Origin of the sequence: Mycoplana rhizolycopersici (assembly GCF_013378445.1) — a bacterium.
GTDB lineage: Bacteria > Pseudomonadota > Alphaproteobacteria > Rhizobiales > Rhizobiaceae > Mycoplana > Mycoplana rhizolycopersici.
Genome location: NZ_JABXYK010000001.1, coordinates 536,304 through 557,893, shown reverse-complemented (window position 1 = coordinate 557,893; position 21,590 = coordinate 536,304). Strand labels below are relative to the sequence as shown.

Sequence of the window (21,590 nt, the reverse complement as noted above, 5' to 3'; positions counted from 1 at the left end):
CTTTCTTCATTTGTGTGGCAGCAGGCTGGAGCCCGGCCAGGTGATCGAGACACGCTCAGACCGGCGATCAGGATGCCGATCAGCGGGCGCGGGCAGCCTTGAGTTCGCGACGGCGGCGATGCAGGACCGGTTCGGTATAGCCGTTCGGCTGCTCGCGTCCCTTCAGCACCAGCTCGCAGGCCGCCTGGAACGCGATGGAACCGTCGAAGTCCGTCGCCATCGGCGTATAGAGCGGGTCGCCGGCGTTCTGGGCGTCGACGATTGCAGCCATCCGCTTCATCGTCTCTACGATCTGCGCCTGGGTCACCACGCCGTGGTGCAGCCAGTTCGCCATGTGCTGGGCGGAGATGCGCAGGGTGGCACGGTCTTCCATCAGGCCGACATTGTTGATGTCCGGGACCTTGGAGCAGCCGACGCCCTGATCGACCCAGCGCACGACATAGCCGAGGATACCCTGGGCATTGTTGTCGAGTTCCTTCTGGATCTCGTCTGCCGTCCAGTTCGGGCGCGTCGCGACAGGTACCGACAGGATATCGGAGAGCTTGGCGCGGGGGCGGCTTTTCAGCGCTGCCTGCAGGGCGGCCACCGAGACTCGGTGGTAGTGCGTCGCATGCAGCGTCGCCGCCGTCGGCGACGGCACCCAGGCGGTGTTGGCGCCGGCTTTCGGGTGGCCGATCTTCTGCTCGAGCATCGCCGCCATCAGGTCCGGCATCGCCCACATGCCCTTGCCGATCTGCGCGTGGCCGGAAAGGCCGCATTCCAGACCAATATCGACGTTGGCGTTTTCGTAGGCGCCGATCCAGGCGGACTGCTTCATGTCGCCCTTGCGGATCATCGGGCCAGCCTCCATCGAGGTATGGATCTCATCGCCGGTCCGGTCGAGGAAGCCGGTATTGATAAAGAAGACCCGGTCCTTCGCAGCCCTGATCGCCTCCTTGAGGTTGACGGTCGTGCGCCGCTCCTCGTCCATGATGCCCATCTTGATCGTGTTCGGCGCCATTCCGAGCGCTTGCTCGACGAGACCGAAGATCTTGCTGGCAAAGGCGACCTCTTCCGGGCCGTGCATCTTCGGCTTGACGATATAGATCGAGCCGGCGCGGGAATTCTTGCGGCGACCGTTCGGGCCGACGTCGTGCAGCGCGATCAGCGCCGTGACCAGCGCATCCATGATTCCTTCGGGGACTTCGTTCCCCTCTGCGTCGAGGATCGCCGGATTGGTCATCAGGTGGCCGACATTGCGCACCAGCATCAGCGAACGGCCGGGCAAGGTGATGGTCGAGCCGTCCGGCGCGGTATAGGACGCATCGGCATGGAGCTTGCGGGTGAAGGTCTTCCCCGCCTTCTCGACCTGCTCTTCCAGGTCTGCCTTCATGAGACCCAGCCAGTTCCGATAGACGACGACCTTGTCGGCTGCATCGACCGCGGCGACAGAATCCTCGCAGTCCATGATCGTCGTCAGCGCCGCCTCGATGCGGACATCGGAGACGTGCGCGGAATCGCCGCCGCCGATTTCGGTCATGGGATCGATGACGATCTCGATGTGAAGGCCGTTATTGCGGAGCAGGATCGCGGTCGGCGCCGCAGCTTCCCCAAGATAGCCGGCGAACTTTTCGGGCGATTTCAGACCCACGGCCTCGCCATCGGATACGACAACCTGCAGCGCACCGTTCCTGACGCTGAAAGACCTCGCCTCGCTCCACAGTGCGCCGACGAGCGGCACGCTATCGTCGAGGAAACCGCGTACCCAGGCGATCACCTTCTCGCCGCGCTTGGGATTGTACCCCTTGCCGCGCGCAGCCCCGTCGTCCTCCGCAATGGCGTCGGTTCCGTACAGCGCATCGTAGAGCGAGCCCCAGCGGGCATTGGCCGCGTTCAGCGCATATCGGGCATTCATGACGGGAACGACGAGCTGCGGCCCCGCAACAGTAGAAATCTCCGGATCGACATTGGCGGTCGTCACGGCGAAGTCCGAGCCTTCGGGTACGATGTATCCGATCTCGCGCAGATAGGCTTCATAGGCAGCAAGGTCTACCGGGGCGCCGTTCTTCTTGTACCAATCGTCCAGCTTCGCCTGCAGCCCGTCGCGCTTTTCAAGAAGGGCGCGGTTCTCCGGCGCAAGCTCCGTAACGATCGAGGCAAAGGCTGCGAAATAAGCATCGGCATCGACGCCGGTGCCTGGCAGGGCTTCCCTGACGAGGAACTCCAGCAACTCGTTGTCGTAGGAAAGCCCGTTCTTCTCGGTGTAATTCATCGTGATGCGCTCCGCGGCTGCGAGGACGTTCAGGTCCGTGATGCTGCCACTTTCTGCAAGCTTTCATTGCCAGTCAATTCAGCAATGGTACAAAGAATTTATTCCGCCAGAGAACAAATCGCCGGCTATTGATCGATAGCGATCCTAGGGCGCCCCGTCGCCGTCGCGGTGAAGCGCGCTTCCACCAGTTTTCGCTGGCCCTCGATCTCCGGCGCCTCGATCAATTCTGCCAGGGTCACGGCGGGTTCATCGGCACCGCTGAGGTGCGCCGCATGCAGGGCCGCGCCGATCGCGCGTTCGCGCGCCAGCGAGAAGGCCTCCTCCTCCGCCAGCAGCCGCACGCTTTCGCCCGATCCGCCGACAATGAAGATGCCCTCTTCCGGCACCGTGACGAAGACGGTCGCGCTTGCCCGCACCTGGCCGACGACGGCACCGATCGCGTTGGCCACGTCGGCGTCGAACGGGATGGCCTGCTCGGTGTCGAGCATGTTCGCGATGGCCGGATAGTAGACCGGCGCGGAAGCGCCGAGGCCGATCAGCGGGCGATCGAGATGGATGCGGAACTGGACGATCCCCGGTCGACGCAGCAGGGCGCGGTCGACGGGTAAGGATTCTGCCGGGTCAATCGCGCCTACCCCGTCCTCGGCAAGGCAAGCGCCCATGATGGCGTCGCAGGACTGCCGCGCCAGCCGGTCGACGATCATGCGCGCCAACCGTTCGGCCGAATCCGCGATGGGCCTGCCCGACCCGTCCTTCGCCCGAGCCGCTAACTCGAGCCCCAGCCGGGCTGCCTCGCGGTCCCACTGGTCCTGTCGGCCGAGGACATGCATGGCGTCCGATGGCGTAATTGCGCTGATATGCACGAGACCGCGACCGACGAGCCGGTCGAGGGTCGCCTTCTGCAATGTGCTGGCCAGGAGCTGGTCCAGCGGCAGCGGCACGCCGGTTATGCGGTCGTAGAGTGCCTGCTCCTGCGACTGCAAGCCGCTCGCAAGGTGGTCCGGCAGGCCGGTGCGCACGGCAAAACGACCGTCGTACCGCCCGACATGCGATGCCCGGAGCTGTCGTTCCAGCGCAGTGCGAACGACGTCGCCGTGAAGCGTGGACGCAAGGCTGAGGGGCAGGAAGCGCCGCGGGCCGAGATCGAGCCGGGCGGTCAGGCCGCGGTCGTTGATGCGCACTTCGGAATCGCCGCCGAGGCCGTAGGTCCGCATGGCGACCGCCTCGACCATGGTGCGGTAGCCCCCGACAACCGCCCCCTCGGCGTCGAGCCGCGGGCGCCCCTTGTCCAGTATCGCCACGTCGGTGGTCGTGCCGCCGATGTCGGAGACCACTGCGTCGTCCATACCGGTCAGGTGGCGGGCGCCGACAAGGCTCGCCGCCGGTCCGGAGAGGATCGTCTCGATCGGCCGCAGCCTCGCCTCGGCCGCCGAAATCAGCGCGCCGTCGCCGCGCACGACCATCATCGGCACATGGATACCGCGCCGGTCCAGATAGCCCTCGCAGGCGCCGATGAGGCGGTCGATCATCGAGACCAGCCGCGCATTCAGCAGCGTGGTCAGTGCCCGCCGCGGACCGCCGAGCTTGGAGGAAAGTTCGTGGCTGCAGGTCACGGGCAGATGCGAGACCTCCCGGATCCGGTCGCGCACGCGCTGTTCGTGGGCGGGATTGCGCACGGCGAAATAACCGGCGACCGCAAAGGAGGAAACACTCTGCGCCAGATTCGGCAACGCCGCATCGAGTGGCGACATGTCGAGCGGGGTTTCGTGTCCATGCACGTTGTGGCCGCCGGGCAGGAACAGGACAGGGTCGTTGCCGAGCGCCTCGCCGAGCCCGTCGCGCTTCAAGTCCTCCGGCCCGAATCCGATCATGACCAGGCCGGCACGGCCCCCCTGCCCCTCGACAAGCGCATTGGTGGCAAGCGTCGTTGACAGCGACACGAGGCTGATGGCGGAGACGGGCGCCTTCGCCTGCTCCAGCACCGCCTCGACCGCCCCGGATATGCCGACCACCAGGTCGTGCCGCGTCGTCAGCGCCTTGGCCTTCGCCACGACGCCGCTCTCCTCGCTGAAGAGGACCGCATCGGTATAGGTTCCGCCGGTATCGATGCCGAGTAACAAATGGTCCGCCACGTGATCCACCCGGATTGCCGCGTGCCCTGCAGACACGCCAAATAAGGTTGCCGAAGGTGTTATTGCATCTTGGCCGGGATTGCCACAGCTCCGCGCGCGACAGGCTGCACCGAGAATTGATTGACCGGACCGGCCCGCGCCGCATCGCCGCCAGATCGGATCGAAACGATCGGTGGCGATAATTCAGGCGGCGCGGGCGGTGACCGTCATGGGGAGTCCCCCGGCCGGCTGGGTGGTCAGGCGCTGCACCGGCCACGGTCGGGTCTGCGGCGTCAGGTCGAATCGATAGCGGCTCATCAGCACCGCCAGCGCGATGACGGCTTCCTGAAGCGCAAAGGTGGCGCCGATGCAGATGCGCGGGCCGGCACCGAAGGGGAGGAACTGGAAGCGGTCGATGCGGTCGCGGTTCTCCGGAAGAAAGCGCTCGGGAACGAAGGCGCGCGGCTTGTCCCAATAAAGCTCGTGGCGATGCAGCGTCCAGGGCATGATGAGAACGGTGATCCCTGCCGGGATCTCGACGATCTCTCCGCCCGGGCTGGTCCAGCGATCCGCCGCGATCGCGGCGCGATTGATCGAGGGGGCCGGCGGATAAAGCCGGAGCGCCTCCTCGAAGGCGGCGCGCGTCCAGGGCATCAGCTCCAGCCATTCGACGGGCTCGGCGCCGGACGCCATCACCCGATCGACTTCCTCCTCCATAGCCGCGCGCGCATGCGGCACGTTGGCCACGCAGTAGAGCGTCCAGGCAAGCGCGCGGGCCGTCGTCTCATGCCCGGCGCCGATGAACGTCAGTATGTTGTCCTCGATCTCCTCGTTGGTAAGCCCGTCGGGGCCCGCCTGCTGCAGAAGCAGCGTGAGGAAATCCCGCGGTGCTGCGTCGGGCTCGGCGCGCATGCGCTCCAGCCGGAGGTTCATGGTGTTGCGGACGATTAACCGGAATTTCTCCAGGACCTTCTGGCCACCGATCCGCGTCAGGCGCGGCACCCAGGAAGGCGCCTTCAAGAGATCGAACGGATCGACCCGGCCCATCCGATGCAGCAGCGCGTTGACGTCGTCGGCAAAGTTTCCGCTCGAAGAGACGATCTCGCCGGAAAAAAGCGTGTCTGCGAGAATGGCGAACGTCAGCTCGGTCATGTCGTTGGCGATGTCGAAGACCGTGCCGTCCCTGCCCGCGTCCACATATTTCGCAGCGTAAAGTTCGGACTGGCCCAGCATCTGGCCGGCGAAGCCGCGAGCGTGGCGAGGGGTGAAGATCGGCGCAACCGCCTTGCGCGAGCGCTTCCAGACAGCCCCTTCCGCCGTCAGCAGACCATCACGCAGGATCGGGCGCAGAACCAGCTGGCGCACGTCGCCCATCCGATAGTTCTGGGCGTTGTCGACCAGGACATGCCTTATCAGGCCGGGGTCGTTGACGATCAGCGTGTGTTCGCGAAAGAAGCGCGTCTCGATCCAGGGCAGCGTATAGGACGGCTCGCCCCAGAGTTCGAGCGGATTACGCAGGATCGTGCGGATGATTTCCAGCCGCGACGGCGGCACGGTCCGTGGGAGCGGTGCCGGGGGTTCGAACGGCTGCGGTCGCATATCCATGGCGCTCCCTCGCACGTTACACATTCTCGCTCGGGCGGAGATCTCCACCCGCATTCATTCTAGACTAGAGCAGCCCCTGCAATTCGGCCAGCTTGTCGTTCACGAGCCAGCCGTAATAGTTTTCCTCCGGCCAGGGAGAAGTGCCCTCGGCCCGGCGCCGGGCGAAATCCGCGGCGCGCGCATCGGGGTTGCCGACGTTGTAGAGCGTTGCCGTGATACCCGGATTCCTGGAGATATCGACGTCGGCAAGCTGCTTGTAGACATCGATCGAATGGCGGATCGATGCTGCCATGTAGGCCAGCGAGATATCCGGGTCCATGATCGCCTGGTAGACGCCAGCTGCATCCTTTTCGTCCAGCCGCTCGTAGCCCGAAACACGTACGACGGCATCCGTCAGCATCAGCGCCGTAAGCGGATTGATCTGGCCGAGGCCGAACGTCTGGCCGGCATAGAAGGGCTGGAAGAACACGGCGCTGAAACGGTTGTTCGGATAAGCGACGCCCCCGACGGTCTTGCCCTTGAACTGGCGGCTCCAGACGGATTCGCGGCACGACCAGACCGCATAGGAGCCCTTCTTGCCCTCGCAGGCCGAAAACTCGGGACGATCTACGAACGTGTCCACGCGCTCGCCATTGTAGGCGAAGCGAAAGCTGTCGCCGGCATAGGACGCGGCCTTGATGTAGTAGCTCTGGAGACGATCGTAGGCGTCGACGTTGTAGGTATGCTCACCGACGATCGCGCCGACCATGTGGATCGGGGCGATGCCATATTGTGCCGCCACCGACTTGATCTTGGAGACGAGTTCGCGGTCGCTGGCCAAAAGGTCGCGCACCTTGTCGTACTTGGCGTCGAAGCTCGTCTTGCCGGCCTTCGTGCGGCGAACCGAAGCGCCGGGCACGTCCGGCTGCTCGGCATTGCGATTGCCGGGCGGCACCACTTCCATCGCCGAAGCGGGTGCTGCGGCAAGAAGGGTGGTGGCAATGGCAAGCAATGTCAGCAGATGTCGCACGATCCGGTTTCTCCGACCTTCGGACAGGGTCACTTCCAGCATATGTTGATTTTCGCGGCACCCATGCAGGCCAATCGTGTCGGAATGATGCCGCACGGACGCACGAAAACGCCGCGTTTCTAGAGCGAAGCGCGGCGCGTGTCGAGGAGACGGCGATCAAAATCGCGGGACCGGCGGGCTGGCCGCCGGCCGCGCTGTCAGAGGATATAGCGGGACAGGTCGGTGTTGGACGCCAGCGCACCGACGTGCTTGCGCACGTATTCGGCGTCGATCGACACGGTGCTGCCGGCCGAATCCGGCGCCTCGAACGAGATCTCGTCGAGGACCCGCTCCATCACCGTCTGCAGGCGCCGCGCGCCGATATTCTCGACACTGGCGTTCAGCTGGACGGCGACATCGGCGAGCGCGTCGAGCGCGTCCTCGGTGAAGTCGAGCGAAACCTGCTCGGTTTCCATCAGCGCCTTGTACTGGCGGATCAGGCTCGCCTCCGTCTCCGTCAGGATCCGGCGGAAGTCTTCCTTCGTCAGGGCGCGGAGCTCGACGCGGATCGGCAGACGGCCCTGCAGCTCCGGCAGCAGATCCGAGGGCTTTGACACGTGGAAGGCACCGGAGGCGATGAAGAGAATGTGGTCGGTCTTCACCGGCCCGTACTTCGTCGCCACGGTCGTTCCTTCTACGAGCGGCAACAGGTCGCGCTGCACGCCTTCGCGCGACACGCCCGCACCGATGCCGCCATCACGGGCTGCGATCTTGTCGATCTCGTCCAGGAAGACGATGCCGTCGTTCTCGACAGAACGCACAGCCTCGCGCTGGATCTGCTCGTTGTCGATCAGCTTGTCGGACTCGTCGTCGATCAGGAGCTTGTAAGAGTCCTTGACCGTCGTCTTGACCTTCTTGGTGCGACCGCCCATCGCCTTGCCGAACATTTCGGAAAGGTTGAGGACGCCGACATTGGCGCCGGGCATGCCCGGGATCTCGAAGCCGGGCATGCCCGAACTGCTGTCGGCGATGTCGACCTCGATTTCCTTGTCATCCAGCTCGTTGTTGCGCAGCTTCTTGCGGAAGCTGTCGCGCGTGGCTGGCGAGGCGGTGGCGCCAACCAGCGCATCGAGCACCCGCTCCTCGGCATTCAGATGCGCCTTGGCGACGACCTCGGCGCGCTTCTTCTCACGCACGAGGCCGATACCGACCTCGACGAGGTCGCGCACGATCTGTTCGACATCACGGCCGACATAGCCGACCTCGGTGAACTTGGTGGCCTCGACCTTCACGAAAGGCGCGCCGGCGAGCTTGGCCAGGCGGCGAGAAATCTCCGTCTTGCCGACGCCCGTCGGGCCGATCATCAGGATGTTCTTCGGCATCACCTCGTCGCGCAGGTCGTCACCGAGCTGCTGGCGACGCCAGCGGTTGCGCAGGGCGATCGCGACGGCGCGCTTGGCGTCCTTCTGGCCGATGATGTAGCGGTCCAGTTCGGAAACGATCTCTCGGGGGGAAAAATTACTCATCTCGCTCTCACTTTCGGCGACGGTCCCGAGCCATCATCAGCGCCGGTCCGTCCTCTGTGCGTCGTTCATCGAATGCGTGGAAACCCGCCTTCTCGTAAGCCCGGATCGCCCGCCTGTTATCGGGGTGCGGATCGATGACGACCCGCCGGACCCCCTGTTCGAAAAGCCCTGTGACAAAGGCTTCAATCATTTGCGGCCCGAGGCCCTTTCCGATGAGCGAAGGTTCGCCGATGAACTGGTCGATGCCGACCGTTCCTGCCGGCTGGTCTCCATAGGGATGCCCGGGTCCGTCGACCAAATAGCTCTGGAGATAACCGATCGGCCGGCCATCGAGAAAAACCAGATAAGGCTCAACCGTGGGATCGCCGAAATGATCTCTGATCCCTGCTGCCTCCGTTTCCGGCTCACCCCACCATCGCCGCACATGCGGCTCTCCCAGCCAGCGCAGGAGCAGCGGCATGTCCGCCTCCGTGACCGGCTGGAAGGCGATCACCTCCTAGCGCTCGGCATCCAGCGTCTCCACCACCACGTTGTGATTGGTGTAGACGCAGATATCGCCGGCGATCTGCATCGCTCGGCGCGCAACTTCCTCGGCCGACTTGTCGCTGTCCATCAAAGCGCGTGCGGCCGCGAATGCGTAGTTGCCGCCGGACCCGATCGCGAGCGTGCCGTGCTCCGGCTCCAGTACGTCGCCGTTACCCGTGATTGCCAGCGTGATGTTCTTGTCGGCGACAAGCATCATAGCCTCCAGATTGCGCAGATACTTGTTGGTTCGCCAGTCCTTGGCGAGCTCGACCGCAGCCCGCATCAGTTGGTCGGGGTACTGCTCGAGCTTTTCCTCGAGCCTTTCGAGAAGGGTGAAGGCGTCCGCCGTCGCCCCTGCAAAACCGGCGATGACATCGCCCTTGCCGAGCCTGCGTACCTTGCGCGCATTGCCCTTCATGACCGTCTGGCCGAGGCTCACCTGGCCATCGCCCGCAATGACCACCTTGCCGTCCTTGCGCACCGTGATGATCGTGGTGGCGTGCATCGTTCCGTAGGGATCGTGTTCACTCATATGAATACACCTGAATAATCCGCACCCGCCGAAGCCGGGCGCGCGCCGCCCGAGATGGGCCGGCTCACTCGCTTCCTATGTAGGGGGCGAAATGCCGATTGCAATCGGCACCGAAAGCGGCAAGGCAAGCGATCCGGGAATGCTGGCATTTTGCCCGTGCGCCTGATATGGGGACGGCGAAGACCTTCTGCGAATACCAGGGTACGCACGTCCATGAGCCGCACAGCCAGCATTTCCCGCAAGACCAACGAGACGGCCGTTTCCGTGACAGTCGACATCGACGGCACGGGCACCTCGAAAATTTCGACCGGCGTCGGCTTCTTCGACCACATGCTGGACCAGCTGTCGCGCCATTCGCTGATCGACATGGAGATCGAGACGACGGGCGACCTGCACGTCGACGACCACCATGCGGTCGAGGATACCGGGATCGCGATCGGCCAGGCCATCGCCAAGGCGCTGGGAGACCGGCGCGGCATCACCCGCTATGCCTCTCTCGACCTCGCCATGGACGAGACAATGACGCGGGCGGCCGTCGACGTCTCCGGCCGGCCCTTCCTCGTCTGGAACGTGGCGTTCTCGGCGCCGAAGATCGGCACCTTCGATACAGAACTGGTGCGGGAATTCTTCCAGGCACTGGCGCAGAACGCCGGTATCACCCTGCACATCCAGAATATCTACGGCGCCAATAACCATCATATCGCCGAGACCTGCTTCAAATCCGTCGCCCGGGTGCTGCGTACGGCAACCGAAATCGATCCCCGCCAGCAAGGCCGCATTCCCTCGACGAAGGGTTCGCTGGCCTGACCGGCAGACCGGCAGGACAAACCACGGTGACCACCGCGAGCTACCTGATCCTGACCCCGCCGGGCGCTCCAGCCGCGACCGAGAAGGCAGCGTTCATTCGTGACGGATTCCGCTGGACCGCCTTCTTCTTTCCGGCCATCTGGCTGTTCGTGCACCGGCTGTGGTTCTGGGGCGTCGTAGCGATCGTGCTGCAGATCGCCGCCACCAGCCTTTCCGGCATGCCGGATTTCGCGCTTGCCGGCCTGGTCCTTGGCATCGCCGTCTCCCTGCTGACGGCCCTGGAAGGCCCGCAGGCGATCGTGCGGGCGCTGGAGGCGCGCGACTGGACGCTGCGGAGAGCCGTCCAGGCACGCGATCTGGCAACCGCCGAGCAGCTCTACTTCAGCGACGTGCCGACGACGGAAACCCCATCCGCTGCGGCCCTGCTGCCACCGACGGACAAGACAACCGGAGCCGCCCGACCTCCCGCGCTCGGCCTCCTCGGCTATGACGGAGAATGACCATGCGCGTGGCAATCATCGACTACGGATCGGGCAACCTGCGCTCCGCCACCAAGGCTTTTGAACGTGCAGCGCGTGAAGCGGGCATTTCCGCCGAGATCGACCTTACCGACCGCCCCGAGCGCGTGGCGACCGCCGATCGCATCGTTTTGCCCGGCGTCGGGGCCTATGCCGACTGCCGGCGCGGACTGGACGCCGTCGAAGGCATGACGGACGCCCTTCGCGAAGCGGTGGAACTCGGCGGCCGCCCCTTCCTCGGCATCTGCGTCGGCATGCAGCTGATGTCGTCGCGGGGGCTGGAGAAGACGGTGACGGAAGGGCTGAACTGGATTGCCGGCGACGTCACGCTGATGAAACCCGCCGATCCCAACCTGAAGATTCCGCAGATTGGCTGGAATACGCTGACGCTGAAACGCGAGCATCCGCTGTTTTCGGGCATTCCCACCGGCGATAGCGGCCTGCACGCCTATTTCGTCCATTCCTACCACCTGCAGGCCGAAAATCCGGACGACGTGGTCGCGACGGTCGACTATGGCGGGGCGATGACCGCCTTCGTCGCCCGCGGCAACAAGGCCGGCGCGCAGTTCCATCCGGAAAAGAGCCAGTCGCTCGGACTGGCCCTGATCACCAATTTCCTGCGCTGGAAGCCCTGAGCCCGCGCAACCGAACGGACAAAGACAAGATGATCCTCTTTCCCGCCATCGACCTCAAGGACGGCCAGTGCGTTCGCCTCAAGCTTGGCGACATGGACCAGGCGACCGTCTACAACCCCGATCCGGCCGCCCAAGCACGCGCCTTCGAGGAGCAGGGCTTCGAGTGGCTGCATGTGGTCGACCTGAACGGCGCGTTTGCGGGCGAAACGGTCAACGGCGCTGCCGTTGACGCGATCCTGAAGGCGACGAAGAATCCGGTGCAGCTCGGTGGCGGCATCCGCACGCTCGACCACATCGAGAACTGGCTGTCGCGCGGTCTGGCGCGGGTGATCCTCGGCACGGTCGCGGTGCGCGATCCGGCGCTCGTTATCGAGGCCTGCAAGCGCTTCCCCGGAAAGGTCGCCGTCGGCATCGACGCCAAGGGCGGCAAGGTCGCCGTCGAGGGCTGGGCGGAGGCGTCCGAACTCGGCGTGATCGAGCTTGCTAAGAAGTTCGAGGGGGCCGGTGTCGCCGCGATCATCTACACCGACATCGACCGTGACGGCATCCTGACCGGCATCAACTGGGCCTCCACGCTCGAGCTTGCCGACGCCGTCTCCATTCCCGTCATCGCGTCGGGCGGCCTTGCGTCGATCGAGGACATCCGGCGGATGCTCGAGCCCGATTCCGCCAAACTCGAGGGTGCGATCTCCGGCCGCGCGCTCTATGATGGCCGGATCGATCCAAAGGAAGCGCTGGCACTGATCCGCGCGGCGAAAGGAAAGACGGCATGACCCTCACGCCTCGCGTCATCCCCTGCCTGGACGCCAAGGACATGCCGCGACGCCCGCAGCCGCATTGCGGCGAGGACGCGCAGGCAAACAAGAAGGAGGCCGTCATTTGACCCTCAAGGCCCGCGTCATCCCCTGCCTGGACGTCAAGGACGGCCGCGTCGTCAAGGGCGTCAGCTTCGTCAATCTGGTAGACGCCGGCGACCCGGTGGAATCAGCCAGGGCCTATGATGCGGCTGGCGCCGACGAGCTGTGCTTTCTCGATATCACCGCCTCCTCCGACAACCGCGACACGATCTTCGACGTCGTCGCGCGCACGGCCGAGCACTGCTTCATGCCGCTGACGGTCGGCGGCGGCGTCCGTTCCGTCGCCGATATCCGGAAGCTGCTCCTTGCCGGTGCGGACAAGGTCTCGATCAACTCTGCAGCGGTAAAGAACCCTGATTTCGTGGCGGAGGCCGCAGACAAGTTCGGCAACCAGTGCATCGTCGTCTCGATCGACTCCAAGAAGGTGTCGAAGGAGGGCGAGGCGGACCGCTGGGAGATCTTCACCCATGGCGGCCGGCAGGCTACCGGCATCGATGCCGTCGCCTTTGCCGAGAAGATGGTCGAGCGCGGGGCCGGCGAACTGCTTTTGACATCGATGGACCGCGACGGCCAGAAGGGCGGCTACGACATCGCCTTGACGCGCACGATCGCCGACCGCGTCCCGGTGCCGGTGATCGCCTCGGGCGGTGTCGGCAACCTCGACCATCTGGTCGAGGGTATTCGCGACGGGCACGCGACGGCGGTGCTGGCCGCCTCGATCTTCCACTTCGGCACCTACACGGTCGGCGAAGCCAAGCGCTACATGGCCGAACACGGCATTGCCATGCGGCTCGACTGAACGTCAGGACAGGAACCTCCGATGAGCGAATTCACCCTTGCCGATCTGGAACGCATCGTCGCCACGCGGGCGGCGGCGTCTGCGGACGAATCGTGGACGGCAAAGCTTGTCGCCGCCGGCCAGCCGAAGGCGGCGAAGAAGTTGGGCGAAGAGGCCGTGGAAACGGTGATCGCGGCGATCGAGGGGGACCGCACCGCATTGGTAAGCGAGAGCGCCGACCTGCTTTATCACCTGATGGTGGTCCTGAAGATCGGCGGCGTCGAACTTGCCGACATCATGAACGAACTGGAGCGGCGGACCGGCAAGTCCGGCATCGCCGAGAAGGCGGGCCGGACGAAATGATCACGCAGCCTCTGCATGGCATGAATCGGGCGGACATTCCCGACGACTACGGCAACCATCATTATTCGCCCTACCGCTTCTTCTCCGCCGAGGAATGGTCGCAGTTCCGCGCCGACACGCCGTTGACGCTGACGGCCGACGAGGTACAGCGGCTGCGTTCGCTGAACGACCCGATCGACCTTGACGAAGTGCGGCGCATCTACCTATCGCTGTCTCGCCTGCTTTCCGCCCATGTGGAGTCGTCGCACCTGCTGTTCCAGCAGCGCAAGCGCTTCCTGAGCCTGTCGGACGAATCGAAGACGCCGTTCGTGATCGGTATCGCCGGATCGGTCGCGGTCGGCAAATCGACCACCGCCCGCATCCTTGCCGAACTGCTGTCGCGCTGGCCCTCCAGCCCGAAGGTCGATCTCGTCACCACGGACGGCTTCCTGCATCCGAACGCGGTGCTGAAGCGCGAAAACATGATGGATCGCAAGGGTTTTCCCGAAAGCTACGACATGGGAGCGCTGCTGCGCTTCCTGTCGGCGATCAAGGCCGGGCAGCCGAACGTCAAGGCGCCGACCTACTCGCATCTGACCTACGACGTGCTGCCGGACCAGTTCCAGGTCATCCACCGGCCGGATATCCTGATCTTCGAGGGAATCAACGTGCTGCAATCGCGCAGCCTGCCGGCCGACGGCAAGGTGGTGCCGATGGTGTCGGACTTCTTCGACTTCTCGATCTACATCGACGCCGAGGAGGCACTGATCCACAACTGGTACGTGGAGCGCTTCATGCGGCTGCGCGAGACCGCCTTCAAGAACCCGGATTCCTACTTCAACCGCTATTCGCAGGTCAGCGAGGAAGAGGCGCTGTCGATCGCCGAAGGGCTCTGGCAGAACACCAACCTGAAGAACCTGCGCCAGAACATCCTGCCGAGCCGGCCGCGCGCCGACCTCATCCTGCAGAAGGGCCAGAATCACCTCGTCGAAACCGTCGGCCTGCGCAAGATCTGAGCATCCTTCCGCCGGTCGCGCACGCCAAGACGTCTCGCGTGAAAGAGGATTTACGCGACACGTCACACCTGTGTGCGACGTGCTTTATGGCTCGACGCGACGGAGTGTGAGGTTGATGCGCCCGCCGTCTTTCAGAAGCGTGGACGTACCCGGATAGATCCGGTCCACCCCATGGAAGCTGAGCCGACTGTCACCGCCCAGAACCACCACGTCGCCGCTTGAAAGCCGCAGCGATCGTGTCGGATCGCCCCGCTCGGTGCCGCCGATGCGAAAGAGGCACTGGTCCCCCAGCGAAACGGAAACGACCGGCGCCTCGAAGTTCCGCTCGTCGCGGTCCTGATGGAGGCCCATCTTTGCCTGTCCGTCGTAGAAATTGACCAGGCAGGCCTGCGGCGGCTTCGCATAGCCGGCCACGTCGCCCCACAACTGCAGCAGCGACGCCGGGATGGCAGGCCAGGGGGCACCGCTCACCGGGTGCCGGTCCTGATAACGATAGCCGCGCTCGCGATCCGTTACCCAGCCGAGATCACCGCAATTCGTCATGCGGACGGACATCGGCCGACCGGTCTTCGGCATGGTCGGAACGAAGAGCGGTGCCGCGGCGGCAACGGCACGGATCTCCCCCAGGAGCGCCTCCTGCGCCGGCCGGTCGAAATAGCCGGGCAGGTAGCGGAAACCGGAGAGAGACGCGTGCGCTGCCATTGCCTGCCTTGTGCCGATGTCAGGCTTCGCTGAGGTCCGGTATGCGCAACACCTGTCCCGGATAGATCTTGTCGGGATGGCTCAGCATCGGGCGGTTGGCGTCGAAGATGATGGTGTGCTTGGCGCCCTTGCCCTTGCCGTAGGCGGCCTCGGCAATCTTCCAGAGGTTCTCGCCCTTCTTGACGGTGTGGAACACGGGTTCCCTTGCCGGTGTCGCCGCCATGACGAGGGCGGTCATGTCGGCCTCTGCGAGCTTCAGGCCGGAATCAGGCGGGACGATCTTCAGTTCCGCCGCTTCGACCTTGGAGATGCCAAGCGTATTGCCGACGGCGACCACGACCTTTTCGAAGACGCTCTGGTCAGCAACTACGCCCTTCAGAACGCACTTGTCGCCGTCAACCGAGACTTCGACCTTGTCCGTGCCGAGTGCGAAGGAATCGAGTTCCTTCTTGACGTCCTCGGACTTCGGCGTCTCTTCCTCGCCGCCGATGCCGAGCTTTTTTCCCGCATTCTTGATAAAACTGAATAGGCCCATCACTTCCTCCTGAAAATCCGGCAGCCGGCCGGAAGCGCAACTGCTAAAATACCAGAGAAAAGCTAGGCCATTTCCGGCATTCTTCAAGGCGTCTTTCGCCGCTGCCGTCAATCTCCGGACGGCTTGGCGCGCATCTTCTTCACTCCGGAGCGCCCGGCTTTCTCCTTGAGCCGCCGCTCGACCGCCCCCTTCGAGGGCCGTGTCTTTTTCCGCGGAGGCGGCGGCGGTTCCGCCGCTTCGAGAATGAGCGCCTTCAGCCGCTCGCGCGCATCCTCCCGGTTGCGCTCCTGGCTGCGGAACCGGTTGGCCTCGATCATCAGAACGCCGTCCTTCGATAGCCGGCGACCGGCGAGGCCTGCGGCATTGGCCTTGATCCGGTCATTGAGCGAGGGGGAACTGCGCAGGTCGAAGAACAGCTGGACGGCGGTGGAAACCTTGTTCACGTTCTGGCCGCCGGGACCGCCGGCCAGAACGAACTGCTCGGTCAGTTCCCAGCCGGCAATGACAATGGATCCCTTGATATGAAGCGGGTCGCTGGCCACGGATATTTCCTCGATTGGCCTCCTGCATAGCGCATGCAGGTCCGTGGCGAAATCCCGTGCGCGCGGCAATTGCGGCCACCGGCATCCTTCCCGCGGGCAGATGCGAAAAACCCGGCCAAAGCCGGGTTTCACGTGAATCATGCTCGGTTTCAGAGCCTGACAGGCGGTCTTATTCGGCGGCCACCCGGATGCCGGGTGCTGCGTCACGCACGCCACCGTCGACATGGTCCTCGAACTTGGCGAAGTTCGTGACGAACATGTCGACCAGCTTGCGAGCCTGGCGGTCATAGGCCGAGCCGTCCGCCCAGGTCGAGCGCGGATCGAGGATCTTCGTATCGACGCCGGGCACCGAGACGGGAACTTCGAAGCCGAAATTGTCGTCGCGGCGGAAGAGCGCGCCGTTCAGCGAACCGTCGAGTGCTGCGGCCAGCAGCGCGCGGGTCGCCTTGATCGGCATGCGGCGGCCTTCGCCATAGGCACCGCCCGTCCAGCCGGTGTTGACGAGCCAGCAGTCGACGCCATGCTCGGCGATGAGCGCCTTCAGCAGGTTGCCGTACTCGGTCGGGTGGCGCGGCATGAAGGGGGCGCCGAAGCAGGTGGAGAAGGTCGCTTCGGGTTCGGTAACGCCGCGCTCGGTGCCAGCCACCTTGGCGGTGTAGCCGGACAGGAAGTGGTACATGGCCTGATCAGGCGTCAGACGTGCGATCGGCGGCATGACGCCAAACGCGTCCGCGGTGAGCATGATGATCGTCTTGGGATGCCCGGAGCGACCCGTTTCGCTGGCATTCGGGATGAAGTGCAGCGGATAGGCGCAACGGGTATTCTCCGTCAGCGATCCGTCGTTGAAGTCCGGCACGCCGTTGGCATCGAGCACGACATTTTCGAGAACCGTGCCGAAACGCTGCGTGGTGGCATAGATCTCCGGCTCGGCCTCGGCCGAAAGACGGATCGTCTTGGCATAGCAGCCGCCTTCGAAGTTGAAGATGCCGTTCTCGCCCCAGCCGTGTTCGTCGTCGCCGATCAGCGTACGCGTCGGATCGGCCGAGAGCGTGGTCTTCCCGGTGCCCGACAGGCCGAAGAAGACTGCCGCATCGCCATCCGGCCCGACATTGGCGGAGCAGTGCATCGGCATGACGTTCTTCGCCGGCAGGATATAGTTCAGCGCGGTGAAGACCGACTTTTTCATCTCACCGGCATAGAACGTTCCCGCGATCAGGATCAGGCCGTTGGTCAGGTCGCAGGCGATCATCGTTTCCGTGCGGGCGCCGTGACGCGCCGGATCCGCCTTGAAGGTGGGCAGGTCGATGATGGTCAGCTTCGGCAAGAAGCTATTAAGAGCTTCCTTCGCCGGGCGGATCAGCAGATTGCGAATGAAGAGCGAGTGCCAGGCGAGCTCGGTCACGACGCGCGTCGGCAGGGCGTACTCGCTGTCTGCGCCGCCGATCAGGTCCTGGACGAACAGATCCTTGCCGGCGGCATGCGCCAGCATGTCCTGCCTGAGCGTCTCGAAATGCGCGGGCGACAGTTCCTTGTTGTTGTCCCACCAGATCTGGCCGGTCGTGTTCTCATCCCGAACGACGAACTTGTCCTTCGGAGAGCGACCGGTGTGCTGTCCGGTCAGGGCGCGCAAGGCGCCGTGGGCAGTCTTGACGGCTTCGCCGCGAGCCAACGCCTCATCGTACAGTTCCTCTTCGGCAAGGTTGTAGCGGACAGCCGCCACATCCTTGAAACCGATCGCATCGAGGCCGCACGAGGGGTTGCGAATGCCCAGTTCCTTCATGGCCGAGTTTTCCTTCGCGATTTAAGGGGAGAGAGTGAATTTGACTGCAAGCTAATCTTTGCCGCGGAGAAAGGCAAGCCGTCACTCAAAATAAGTCAATGATATCAGTATATTAATCGATTTAATAATATGTACGACTTTTTAAATCGTTTAGAAAATCGATTTAAATGGCCCCTGTGCGGACTATCTTTCCATGCACCTCTTGTCGCACCGAAGCGATTGCCACAATTTGTTCCACGTTTACCCCCAAGGAAGCGCACCATAACGATCGCCCGGGCCAGGCCCCTAAGCAAATCAGTGAGGCGCACATGACGATGGAGACGAGCAGGATGCAGACGATCGCACTAGTGGACGACGACAGGAACATTCTGACGTCCGTGTCGATCGCACTGGAGGCCGAGGGCTACCGCGTCGAAACCTACACGGATGGTGCCTCCGCGCTCGACGGGCTGCTGGCCCGCCCGCCGCAACTGGCGATCTTCGACATCAAGATGCCACGCATGGACGGGATGGAGCTGCTGCGACGGCTGCGGCAGAAGTCCGACCTGCCGGTGATCTTTCTCACGTCCAAGGACGAGGAAATCGACGAGCTCTTCGGGTTGAAGATGGGCGCGGACGACTTCATCACCAAGCCCTTCTCCCAGCGGCTTCTGGTCGAACGGGTCAAGGCGGTGCTCCGGCGCGCCTCAAGCCGCGAGGCCGCAGCCGCAGGCGTCGTCACTCCGGCAAAGCCGGGCGACGCGCAGGCGCGCTCGCTGGAGCGCGGCCAGCTGGTGATGGACCAGGAGCGCCATACCTGCACCTGGAAGGGCGAGCCGGTCACGCTCACGGTGACCGAGTTCCTGATCCTGCACGCGCTGGCGCAGCGGCCCGGCGTCGTCAAGAGCCGCGATTCACTGATGGATGCCGCCTATGACGAGCAGGTCTACGTCGACGACCGCACAATCGACAGCCACATCAAGCGGCTGCGCAAGAAGTTCAAGATGGTCGATGGCGAGTTCGACATGATCGAAACGCTCTACGGCGTCGGCTACCGGTTCCGCGAATCGGCCTGAACGCCACCTAGAGGGGCCGACAGGCCGGAAAGCCGCGGTCACGGTTCGAATTTTCTTGCATCGGCATGGGCGGCGGTGGCATCCCAGCCGGGATGGAGGCGGCCAGGGGCCGGTCGAATGAATTGACTGCAGTAGCGCAAAACTCGCTGGACAAGGAGCTGGACGACCAGGACGGCCGCCCGGACCCGCGGCCCGTGCGTTCCTACTGGACCTATCCGTTCAAGCTCATTCGTCGCATTTTCGGCAATGCGGTCTTCTCCAGCCTGACGCGACGGATCCTGTTCTTCAATCTCGTCGCGCTCGTTGTGCTGGTCGCCGGCATTCTTTATCTCAACCAGTTCCGCGAGGGCCTGATAGATGCCCGCGTCGAAAGCCTGCTGACGCAGGGCGAAATCATCGCCGGCGCCATATCCGCTTCGGCATCCGTCGACACCAACTCGATCACCGTCGATCCGGAAAAGCTGCTTGAGCTGCAGGCCGGCCAGAGCATCACACCGCTTCCCAACGACGAGGATCTCGACTTTCCGATCAATCCGGAGCGCGTGGCCCCGGTGCTGCGGCGACTGATCTCGCCGGCGCGGGTGCGGGCACGCATCTACGACACGGACGCCAACCTGCTGCTCGATTCGCGCCATCTCTACACCCAGGGACAGGTGCTGCGTTTCGACCTGCCGCCGATGGAACCGGAGGAAAGCTCGTTCTTTGACCGGTTCAGCGCGTGGTTCAACCGGGTGCTGCAGCCGGGCAATCTCCCCGAGTACAAGGAAGCACCTGGCGGCGACGGTTCCATCTACCCCGAGGTTATGAACGCGCTGACCGGCGTTCGCGGCGCCGTCGTGCGCGTCACCGACAAGGGCGAGCTGATCGTTTCGGTCGCCGTCCCCGTCCAGCGCTTCCGCGCCGTGCTCGGCGTGCTGCTGCTTTCGACGCAGGCCGGCGACATCGACAAGATCGTTCACGCCGAGCGCCTTGCGATCATGCGTGTCTTCGGCGTGGCGGCACTCGGCAACGTGTTCCTGTCGCTGCTTCTTTCCAGCACCATCGCCAATCCGCTGCGTCGTCTGTCGGCGGCAGCGATCCGCGTCCGCCGCGGCGGCGCCAAGGAGCGCGAGGAAATTCCCGATTTCTCGTCGCGGCAGGACGAGATCGGCAATCTCTCGGTCGCCATCCGCGAGATGACGACTGCGCTGTACGACCGCATTGACGCGATCGAGAGCTTTGCCGCCGACGTCAGCCACGAACTGAAAAATCCGCTCACGTCGCTGCGCAGTGCCGTCGAGACGCTGCCGCTGGCGCGCACCGAAGAGTCAAAGAAGCGCCTGATGGATGTCATCCAGCACGACGTCCGCCGCCTCGACCGCCTCATCAGCGACATCTCCGACGCCTCGCGCCTCGATGCAGAACTGGCTCGTAGCGACGCCAAGACGGTGGATCTCGAAAAGCTGCTGGGCGACCTCGTCGACATTTCGCGCCAGGTGCGCAGCAACAAGAAGCCCGTCATCCTCGACTTCGTCGTCGATCGCAACGACAACCCGAAGGCGCGCTTCGACATTAGCGGCTACGAGCTGCGCATCGGCCAGATCATCACGAACCTGATCGAGAACGCGCGCTCCTTCGTTCCCGATCAGGGCGGGCGGATCGTCGTGCGGCTTTCGAACGGGCGCAACGGCCGCCGTATCGTGCGCATCGAGGACAACGGTCCGGGCATCCAGGCCGAGGATATCGACCGCATCTTCGAGCGCTTCTACACCGACCGCCCGGCGAGCGAGGGCTTCGGGCAGAATTCCGGCCTCGGCCTGTCGATCTCGCGGCAGATCGCCGAAGCGCACGGCGGTACGCTGAAGGCCGAAAACATCGTCGACCGCGGCACCGGTGAGATCAAGGGTGCGCGCTTCATCCTCTCACTGCCAGCGGGCCGCGGTAAATGAGCCGGACAGTCAACGTCCACGGCACGGCGATCGTCATCGGTACAACAGGACTCATATTCGTCGGCCCTTCAGGCTCAGGGAAGACGGCCGCCGCATTGCACTGCATCGGCAGGGCCGGCTCGCGCGGCCTCTTTTCCGCGCTCGTCGCCGACGACCAGGTCATGGTGTCGCTCGCAGACACCTCCGTCATCGCCCGCCACCCTTCCACCATTGCCGGCCTTGCCGAGGTGCGCGGGGCTGCGATCGTCAGCGTTCCGAGCATCTCCGGCGCCATCCTATCGCATGCGATCGGCCTCGTCCGGCCGCCGTTTTCGGAGCGTCTCGCGCCCGAAGGGGAGGAGTACGAACTGATGCCCGGACAACGCCTCCCCCTCACTCGCCTGCCTATCGACGACGGGTTCGACTGCTTCGAGAGATTGCTGCATTTGTTGCCCATTCTCGCGCAAAATTGACATGCACGCGTCGCGAATTGCCGGGTCCGGGGCATTTTTAACTTGCGCTCGGCCTATTCATCGACAAGATGACCTCCCCAACGGTGGACGTCTTTTTCGCAGTGC

At 64.1% G+C, this 21,590-nt stretch carries 21 protein-coding genes; 10 read left to right on the top strand and 11 right to left on the bottom strand.

The features are described from left to right. Positions 1-79: 79 nt before the first annotated feature. The 7 genes from HV823_RS02480 to hslV all read right to left on the bottom strand — a co-directional run bounded on the left by HV823_RS02480 (position 80) and on the right by hslV (position 9,538). A complete protein-coding gene (locus HV823_RS02480) occupies positions 80-2,251 on the bottom strand; it encodes a malate synthase G (protein ID WP_176948154.1) in 2,172 nt (723 codons plus the stop codon). A gap of 125 nt (positions 2,252-2,376) precedes the next feature. Further along, positions 2,377-4,383 (bottom strand): hydantoinase/oxoprolinase N-terminal domain-containing protein, encoded by a 2,007-nt coding sequence (locus HV823_RS02475; RefSeq protein ID WP_176948153.1) that lies wholly within the window; start codon positions 4,381-4,383, stop codon positions 2,377-2,379. Positions 4,384-4,566: 183 nt separating this feature from the next. Continuing rightward, positions 4,567-5,967: a cytochrome P450 gene (locus tag HV823_RS02470; RefSeq protein WP_176948152.1), complete on the bottom strand. Its 1,401-nt coding sequence runs from the start codon at positions 5,965-5,967 to the stop codon at positions 4,567-4,569. 64 nt (positions 5,968-6,031) lie between these two features. Next, on the bottom strand, positions 6,032-7,018 hold the full coding sequence (locus tag HV823_RS02465; protein ID WP_176948151.1) for a DUF1402 family protein: 987 nt from the start codon (positions 7,016-7,018) through the stop codon (positions 6,032-6,034). 155 nt (positions 7,019-7,173) lie between these two features. Beyond that, positions 7,174-8,481, bottom strand: a complete 1,308-nt coding sequence (gene hslU, locus HV823_RS02460; RefSeq protein WP_176948150.1) for an ATP-dependent protease ATPase subunit HslU — start codon at positions 8,479-8,481, stop codon at positions 7,174-7,176. Positions 8,482-8,488: 7 nt separating this feature from the next. Next, on the bottom strand, positions 8,489-8,974 hold the full coding sequence (locus HV823_RS02455; protein ID WP_343051706.1) for a GNAT family N-acetyltransferase: 486 nt from the start codon (positions 8,972-8,974) through the stop codon (positions 8,489-8,491). A gap of 3 nt (positions 8,975-8,977) precedes the next feature. Then, positions 8,978-9,538: an ATP-dependent protease subunit HslV gene (gene hslV / locus HV823_RS02450; protein WP_176948148.1), complete on the bottom strand. Its 561-nt coding sequence runs from the start codon at positions 9,536-9,538 to the stop codon at positions 8,978-8,980. A gap of 213 nt (positions 9,539-9,751) precedes the next feature. On the opposite strand from hslV, the gene hisB reads away from it, so the two are divergent. The 7 genes from hisB (at position 9,752) to coaA (ending at position 14,491) form a co-directional block, all read left to right on the top strand. Further along, positions 9,752-10,345, top strand: coding sequence for an imidazoleglycerol-phosphate dehydratase HisB (hisB, locus tag HV823_RS02445; RefSeq protein ID WP_176948147.1), 594 nt, complete (start codon positions 9,752-9,754; stop codon positions 10,343-10,345). 26 nt (positions 10,346-10,371) lie between these two features. After that, entirely contained in the window at positions 10,372-10,845 is a 474-nt protein-coding gene (locus HV823_RS02440; RefSeq protein ID WP_176948146.1) for a DUF2628 domain-containing protein, read from the top strand. 2 nt (positions 10,846-10,847) lie between these two features. Further along, positions 10,848-11,498 (top strand): imidazole glycerol phosphate synthase subunit HisH, encoded by a 651-nt coding sequence (gene hisH / locus HV823_RS02435; protein WP_176948145.1) that lies wholly within the window; start codon positions 10,848-10,850, stop codon positions 11,496-11,498. Positions 11,499-11,527: 29 nt separating this feature from the next. Then, the gene (gene hisA, locus HV823_RS02430) at positions 11,528-12,271 is read left to right on the top strand and encodes a 1-(5-phosphoribosyl)-5-[(5-phosphoribosylamino)methylideneamino]imidazole-4-carboxamide isomerase (protein ID WP_176948144.1); all 744 of its coding nucleotides are present in this window, start codon (positions 11,528-11,530) and stop codon (positions 12,269-12,271) included. Between the two features lie 106 nt (positions 12,272-12,377). Beyond that, the gene (gene hisF, locus HV823_RS02425; protein ID WP_176948143.1) at positions 12,378-13,154 is read left to right on the top strand and encodes an imidazole glycerol phosphate synthase subunit HisF; all 777 of its coding nucleotides are present in this window, start codon (positions 12,378-12,380) and stop codon (positions 13,152-13,154) included. A gap of 21 nt (positions 13,155-13,175) precedes the next feature. Beyond that, positions 13,176-13,496, top strand: a complete 321-nt coding sequence (locus tag HV823_RS02420) for a phosphoribosyl-ATP diphosphatase (RefSeq protein WP_176948142.1) — start codon at positions 13,176-13,178, stop codon at positions 13,494-13,496. Positions 13,497-13,516: 20 nt separating this feature from the next. Beyond that, positions 13,517-14,491 carry a type I pantothenate kinase gene (gene coaA / locus HV823_RS02415; protein ID WP_176948187.1) on the top strand — a complete coding sequence of 325 codons (975 nt, stop codon included), beginning with the start codon at positions 13,517-13,519 and terminating at the stop codon, positions 14,489-14,491. A gap of 84 nt (positions 14,492-14,575) precedes the next feature. Here coaA and HV823_RS02410 read toward each other — a convergent pair whose 3' ends face one another. From HV823_RS02410 to HV823_RS02395, 4 genes are all read right to left on the bottom strand, one after another. Beyond that, entirely contained in the window at positions 14,576-15,193 is a 618-nt protein-coding gene (locus HV823_RS02410; protein WP_176948141.1) for an alpha-ketoglutarate-dependent dioxygenase AlkB family protein, read from the bottom strand. Between the two features lie 19 nt (positions 15,194-15,212). Next, positions 15,213-15,728 carry a peptidoglycan-binding protein LysM gene (gene lysM / locus HV823_RS02405; protein WP_176948140.1) on the bottom strand — a complete coding sequence of 172 codons (516 nt, stop codon included), beginning with the start codon at positions 15,726-15,728 and terminating at the stop codon, positions 15,213-15,215. 107 nt (positions 15,729-15,835) lie between these two features. Then, positions 15,836-16,270: an alternative ribosome rescue aminoacyl-tRNA hydrolase ArfB gene (arfB, locus tag HV823_RS02400; RefSeq protein WP_176948139.1), complete on the bottom strand. Its 435-nt coding sequence runs from the start codon at positions 16,268-16,270 to the stop codon at positions 15,836-15,838. A 169-nt stretch (positions 16,271-16,439) separates the two neighbouring features. After that, a complete protein-coding gene (locus HV823_RS02395) occupies positions 16,440-18,050 on the bottom strand; it encodes a phosphoenolpyruvate carboxykinase (protein ID WP_176948138.1) in 1,611 nt (536 codons plus the stop codon). 329 nt (positions 18,051-18,379) lie between these two features. On the opposite strand from HV823_RS02395, the gene HV823_RS02390 reads away from it, so the two are divergent. The 3 genes from HV823_RS02390 to HV823_RS02380 all read left to right on the top strand — a co-directional run bounded on the left by HV823_RS02390 (position 18,380) and on the right by HV823_RS02380 (position 21,485). Then, the gene (locus HV823_RS02390) at positions 18,380-19,105 is read left to right on the top strand and encodes a response regulator transcription factor (RefSeq protein ID WP_210270681.1); all 726 of its coding nucleotides are present in this window, start codon (positions 18,380-18,382) and stop codon (positions 19,103-19,105) included. Between the two features lie 194 nt (positions 19,106-19,299). Continuing rightward, a complete protein-coding gene (locus tag HV823_RS02385) occupies positions 19,300-21,033 on the top strand; it encodes a stimulus-sensing domain-containing protein (protein WP_425487627.1) in 1,734 nt (577 codons plus the stop codon). Then, a complete protein-coding gene (locus HV823_RS02380) occupies positions 21,030-21,485 on the top strand; it encodes an HPr kinase/phosphorylase (RefSeq protein ID WP_176948135.1) in 456 nt (151 codons plus the stop codon). Before HV823_RS02385 ends, HV823_RS02380 begins: the two co-directional genes overlap by 4 nt. Positions 21,486-21,590 lie beyond the last annotated feature (105 nt).

What these genes read in the sequence shown, in the direction of transcription:
- HV823_RS02480 (WP_176948154.1), bottom strand. Translation starts at nt 2,251, where the DNA reads ATGAATTACACCGAGAAGAACGGGCTTTCCTACGACAACGAGTTGCTG.
- HV823_RS02470 (WP_176948152.1), bottom strand. Translation starts at nt 5,967, where the DNA reads ATGGATATGCGACCGCAGCCGTTCGAACCCCCGGCACCGCTCCCACGG.
- HV823_RS02465 (WP_176948151.1), bottom strand. Translation starts at nt 7,018, where the DNA reads ATGCTGGAAGTGACCCTGTCCGAAGGTCGGAGAAACCGGATCGTGCGA.
- hslU (WP_176948150.1), bottom strand. Translation starts at nt 8,481, where the DNA reads ATGAGTAATTTTTCCCCCCGAGAGATCGTTTCCGAACTGGACCGCTAC.
- hslV (WP_176948148.1), bottom strand. Translation starts at nt 9,538, where the DNA reads ATGAGTGAACACGATCCCTACGGAACGATGCACGCCACCACGATCATC.
- hisB (WP_176948147.1), top strand. Translation starts at nt 9,752, where the DNA reads ATGAGCCGCACAGCCAGCATTTCCCGCAAGACCAACGAGACGGCCGTT.
- hisH (WP_176948145.1), top strand. Translation starts at nt 10,848, where the DNA reads ATGCGCGTGGCAATCATCGACTACGGATCGGGCAACCTGCGCTCCGCC.
- hisA (WP_176948144.1), top strand. Translation starts at nt 11,528, where the DNA reads ATGATCCTCTTTCCCGCCATCGACCTCAAGGACGGCCAGTGCGTTCGC.
- HV823_RS02420 (WP_176948142.1), top strand. Translation starts at nt 13,176, where the DNA reads ATGAGCGAATTCACCCTTGCCGATCTGGAACGCATCGTCGCCACGCGG.
- coaA (WP_176948187.1), top strand. Translation starts at nt 13,517, where the DNA reads ATGAATCGGGCGGACATTCCCGACGACTACGGCAACCATCATTATTCG.
- HV823_RS02410 (WP_176948141.1), bottom strand. Translation starts at nt 15,193, where the DNA reads ATGGCAGCGCACGCGTCTCTCTCCGGTTTCCGCTACCTGCCCGGCTAT.
- lysM (WP_176948140.1), bottom strand. Translation starts at nt 15,728, where the DNA reads ATGGGCCTATTCAGTTTTATCAAGAATGCGGGAAAAAAGCTCGGCATC.
- HV823_RS02395 (WP_176948138.1), bottom strand. Translation starts at nt 18,050, where the DNA reads ATGAAGGAACTGGGCATTCGCAACCCCTCGTGCGGCCTCGATGCGATC.
- HV823_RS02390 (WP_210270681.1), top strand. Translation starts at nt 18,380, where the DNA reads ATGCAGACGATCGCACTAGTGGACGACGACAGGAACATTCTGACGTCC.
- HV823_RS02380 (WP_176948135.1), top strand. Translation starts at nt 21,030, where the DNA reads ATGAGCCGGACAGTCAACGTCCACGGCACGGCGATCGTCATCGGTACA.